Genomic DNA, 3,863 nt, shown 5'->3' with positions numbered 1-3,863 from the left:
GGGCGCGGGGGCCGCCGCAAGGGACGCCGCGGGGGCCGCAGGGGCCGCCGCAGGGGCCGCCGCAGGGGACGCCGCAGGGGCCGCATGGGCCGCCGCATGGGCCGCAAGGGACGCCGCAAGGGACGCCGCATGGGCCGCCGCATGGGCCGCAGGGGCCGCCGCCAGGGACGCCGCAAGGGACGCCGCAAGGGACGCCGCAAGGGACGCCGCATGGGCCGCCGCATGGGACGCCGCATGGGCCGCCGAAGTCCACTGGCAGGCGCAGCACCTACGGGAAATGCTGGAGGCAGCCCGATGAACTGGCGATTCTGGAACTTCCGCCAAGAATGTGGCCACACCTTCCGCCACGACACGCCGGTGGAGGTCGGGAAGCCCCGGTACTGCCCGCTTTGCAACATGCAGAAAACGGTGACGGCCTGCAAGGAGAGCATGACGGCGAGAATACTTGGCAAAGCGATGGAAGGCCAGCGCCCGGCCTGAAAGCGGCGCGGGGAGGAACGGCTAGTGAATGATCGACAGTTGGCAAATTCAGTCCTGGACGCGAAGCTCAAGGCACTCGACCAGGATGCTCACCGGCTCGCCATGGAGCGGATTGCGGACAGGCTACTCAAGCGGGGGGGGGTATCCCGGCCCTCAGTGCCCACGGATACCCTGCGGAACATGCCCGGCGCCATGCCGGAGAGAGGGTAGGTAGATGACCACCAAATCAAAGTCCACACCGCATCAGAAGTACACCTGCCGAGATGGGCAGACCGTGCCCGGAGTGACCACGGCCCTGAATGTCCTTAACAAACCCGCCCTTGTGCCGTGGGCGTGGGGGCTTGGCAAAGCCGGCATTGATCTCAATGCAGCCCGCCAGAAGGCGCTCGACACCGGCACCTATGCCCACTACCTCGTTGAGTGCGAGATCAAGGGCGAGAAGCCGGACCCGGAGTACACCCGCGAGTTTGCACCCGCCGACGTTGCCAAGGCGGAGACTGCCTTCCTAGCCTTCCTCGATTGGCAGAAGGGCAGCGAGGCCGTGCTGCAATGGTCAGAGGCGCAGCTCGTGTCCGAGCAGTACCGCTATGGCGGCACCCTCGACATCATCGGCAAGGTCAAGGGTGTGACCACGCTCATTGATCTCAAGGCCGCAAACGGAATCTACCTCGACTATCACTACCAGGTTGCCGCGTATGAGCAACTGTGGAACGAAGCATACCCGGACAATCCCATCGTGGACGTTCTGATTCTGCGGCTTGGCAAAGAGGACGGCGGCTTTGAAGTGAAGCCGGTCCCGAAGCGGGAACTGTGCTTCGCGGTGTTCCTGCATTGTCTCGGCATTTACAAGCTGCAAAAGGACCTACGTTAGCTCATAAGTCCCTACCGGCGAACCCGGAGGGCTGAGGATACGGAGACTGACAATGACCACGGAAACAGCAATCACCAAGCGCGAGGGCGAACAGTTGCCCGGAAGCTACCAGGAGGTAGCCGGACTGGCAAAGGCGTTCGTCGCCTCGGGAATGTTCACGGACGTTAAGCAGATCAGTCAGGCCATCGTCAAGATTCAGGCGGGCCGGGAGCTTGGGCTGCCACCCGTCTACTCCATGCAGAACGTCAACATCATCCGTAACCGGCTCACCAGTTCCGCCAATGTCCTTGCCATGCTCGTCAAGAGGTCCCCGCATTATGACTACCGCATCCGCGAATGGGACGACAACCACTGCCGCATCGAGTTCTTCCAGAAGGGCGGCGGGAAACTGGAAAGCCTCGGCTTCACCGATTTCAGCCTGGCTGATGCCAAGCGGGCCGGTCTGGTGAAGCCGGATAGCAACTGGCAAACCTACCCGAAGGCGATGGTATTCTCCCGCGCCATTTCTCAGGGAGCCCGCGCCTACTGCCCGGACGCCATCGGCGGAATGTACACCGACGAGGAAATCCGGGCGATCCCCGACAGGCCAAAGGCGGCCGGGACCATTGACGTCGACACCGGCGAAGTGAAGGAAGCGGCACCCGAGGACCCTATCGAGGTCCCGCCCCCGGCTGCTCCCGTTGTCAGCGAACCGGCGAAGGCTGCCGACGATGATCTGTGGCCACGCGCCGAGACTCAGGAAGCGCCCTCCGTTGACCTTCCCTCAGAGTGGAAGGCCTTTGTCACCACCGCGAAAGCGAAGGGTCTGACCGATACCGACATCGCCAACGCCGGACTGCGGCGGAAGCTCCACATCACGCCCAAGACGGTCAACACCATGCCGGACAACGTGACCCTCGACATCCTGACGGAACTCAAGGACCTGGTGGCCGTCACGGGGTCGGCGCGATAGCGCGTCCGGGAGAGTAGCCGCTTTCGGACGCGGTTTTCCTCCCAAGCATAGGGAAGGCCGGGGTAACACGGACACCCCGGCCCACTCCCAAAGGGCATCAACACCCGGCCACCAGCGGGCCAATACAGGGTGTGAGCGAAAAGAATAGACGGAGACATGTAGGGAGTACCAGGAGGGGGGGGGGGCGCCGGCCCCCTCCATAGGAAGGCGAGAAATGACAGACAAACCGAAATGCAGTGAACGGATATTCCGCGACTATACCCACTACCCCTGCCAACATCCCGCCGTGGTCGAGCGTGACGGCAAGTGGTACTGCAAGATACACGACCCGGAATACGTCAAGGCGAAGCGAGAGGAGTGGGCGGCAAAGCTTCAAGCGCAGTTTGCGGCTGACAAGGAAAGATACCGCCGCCAAATCGCTGAGACAGCGGCCTGTGCCGGTATCCCTACTGAAGTACTTGATGACTTCGTGAAGGAATACCTGGCCGCCTGCCGCAAGTATCCCTAAGCAACAGTACACGTATCGAGGTGAAGCATGATACCGAAGGGAACATTTGTTTATAACCGGATTGACCCGGACTGGGTTGAGGCAATCCTCAGGCTACTCATGTCTGACCGCCGCGCCCAACTGCGGAAGGTGATTGAGTACATGGACAAAGAGCGATTCCACCACGAACCAAGCGATATTGTCTACATTCCCCTAGCAGCTTGGCAGCAACTACGCAAGGAGGCGGGACTGTGAAACAGATATTGATTGTGGATGTGCCGGAGGGCTACCAAGTGGGTGAATTCATAGGATGCTATTCGCTTGGAACGAAGATGCCTCCTATGACAGTTGAACCAGTGACCGTCCTTGACCCCGCCGAACTGCGGGAGCAGGTGGTATTAGCTTCATGTCCTTGGTGCGATGCGGATAGGTGCGGGAATCGTTGCATGGCGAGGCGTAAGCAGCAGGCCGACGCCATCATGCGGCTGTTGGGGGTGGGAAAATGATTAGCAAGCCAGACATAGACGCCATCACCAAGAGAGCGTATGAGTCCTTAGAGAGAGAAAAATATACCGCGTTTGTCTCGGAAGGCGTGACCGCCGCCTATGCCCACATCGCCAGGCTGCTGCGAGAGGGAGACAGCCCAATCCGGCTGATTGAGGCGTGCGAGGTTGCAGACTGGCTGGAGGGGAAGGCATGAAAGAGGTTACGGTCAAGGTGATGATGCCAGAGGGGAAGTTGTGTACTGAGGGCAGGGGAATGGCTAGGCCGTACTGCGTGTTCCGTAGGTGGGGCTTCCACTGCGCCTATCTCAAAGCCGAGATAAACCGAAATAGGAAGCTCCCCGACTGTCCGGCGAAGGATGACTGACATGGGGAAAGCACCAATACTAAATGCGTTTGACATATCGCCTGACGTAGACGAGGCGACTGCAAATGAACTCATGTGGTGCCACTTGAATGACGAGGGTGATTTGTTAGAGCGACTCGTGCCGGGGGCCGTCCAGATAAGCGGGTCCGACTCCGACGATGCCAAAGAGGACCGATTTGAGGCGTTCCGATTGGGGCAGGCGC

The 3,863-nt window shown here is 60.8% G+C and carries 11 protein-coding genes; all 11 read left to right on the top strand.

Going from position 1 to position 3,863, the window contains the following annotated elements; translation table 11 throughout:
* Positions 1 to 298, top strand: a 298-nt coding sequence (locus WC683_20115; GenBank protein MFA4974915.1) for a hypothetical protein, incomplete at its 5' end; no start/stop codon positions are given.
* Complete coding sequence (locus WC683_20110; GenBank protein MFA4974914.1) at positions 295 to 480, top strand: hypothetical protein; 186 nt, start codon at positions 295 to 297, stop codon at positions 478 to 480. The genes WC683_20115 and WC683_20110, both read left to right, overlap by 4 nt.
* Positions 481 to 504: 24 nt before the next feature.
* Positions 505 to 690, top strand: a complete 186-nt coding sequence (locus tag WC683_20105) for a hypothetical protein (GenBank protein MFA4974913.1) — start codon at positions 505 to 507, stop codon at positions 688 to 690.
* 4 nt (positions 691 to 694) lie between these two features.
* A complete protein-coding gene (locus WC683_20100) occupies positions 695 to 1,351 on the top strand; it encodes a hypothetical protein (GenBank protein ID MFA4974912.1) in 657 nt (218 codons plus the stop codon).
* Positions 1,352 to 1,403: 52 nt separating this feature from the next.
* Positions 1,404 to 2,303, top strand: a complete 900-nt coding sequence (locus WC683_20095) for a recombinase RecT (GenBank protein ID MFA4974911.1) — start codon at positions 1,404 to 1,406, stop codon at positions 2,301 to 2,303.
* 214 nt (positions 2,304 to 2,517) lie between these two features.
* Positions 2,518 to 2,811: a hypothetical protein gene (locus tag WC683_20090; protein ID MFA4974910.1), complete on the top strand. Its 294-nt coding sequence runs from the start codon at positions 2,518 to 2,520 to the stop codon at positions 2,809 to 2,811.
* Positions 2,812 to 2,838: 27 nt separating this feature from the next.
* A complete protein-coding gene (locus WC683_20085; GenBank protein ID MFA4974909.1) occupies positions 2,839 to 3,045 on the top strand; it encodes a hypothetical protein in 207 nt (68 codons plus the stop codon).
* Positions 3,042 to 3,296 carry a hypothetical protein gene (locus tag WC683_20080; GenBank protein MFA4974908.1) on the top strand — a complete coding sequence of 85 codons (255 nt, stop codon included), beginning with the start codon at positions 3,042 to 3,044 and terminating at the stop codon, positions 3,294 to 3,296. The genes WC683_20085 and WC683_20080 overlap by 4 nt, the downstream gene beginning before the upstream one ends.
* Positions 3,293 to 3,490, top strand: a complete 198-nt coding sequence (locus WC683_20075; GenBank protein MFA4974907.1) for a hypothetical protein — start codon at positions 3,293 to 3,295, stop codon at positions 3,488 to 3,490. The genes WC683_20080 and WC683_20075 overlap by 4 nt, the downstream gene beginning before the upstream one ends.
* Positions 3,487 to 3,660 (top strand): hypothetical protein, encoded by a 174-nt coding sequence (locus WC683_20070; GenBank protein MFA4974906.1) that lies wholly within the window; start codon positions 3,487 to 3,489, stop codon positions 3,658 to 3,660. Before WC683_20075 ends, WC683_20070 begins: the two co-directional genes overlap by 4 nt.
* A 1-nt stretch (position 3,661) precedes the next feature.
* The coding region (locus WC683_20065; GenBank protein MFA4974905.1) for a hypothetical protein at positions 3,662 to 3,863 on the top strand (202 nt) is incomplete at its 3' end.

The sequence above is a fragment of the bacterium genome (assembly GCA_041648665.1).
In the GTDB taxonomy this organism is placed as follows: domain Bacteria; phylum UBA10199; class UBA10199; order 2-02-FULL-44-16; family JAAZCA01; genus JAFGMW01.
The sequence above is the reverse complement of the archived record's forward strand: the minus strand, read 5'-3'. Positions and strand labels throughout refer to the sequence as shown.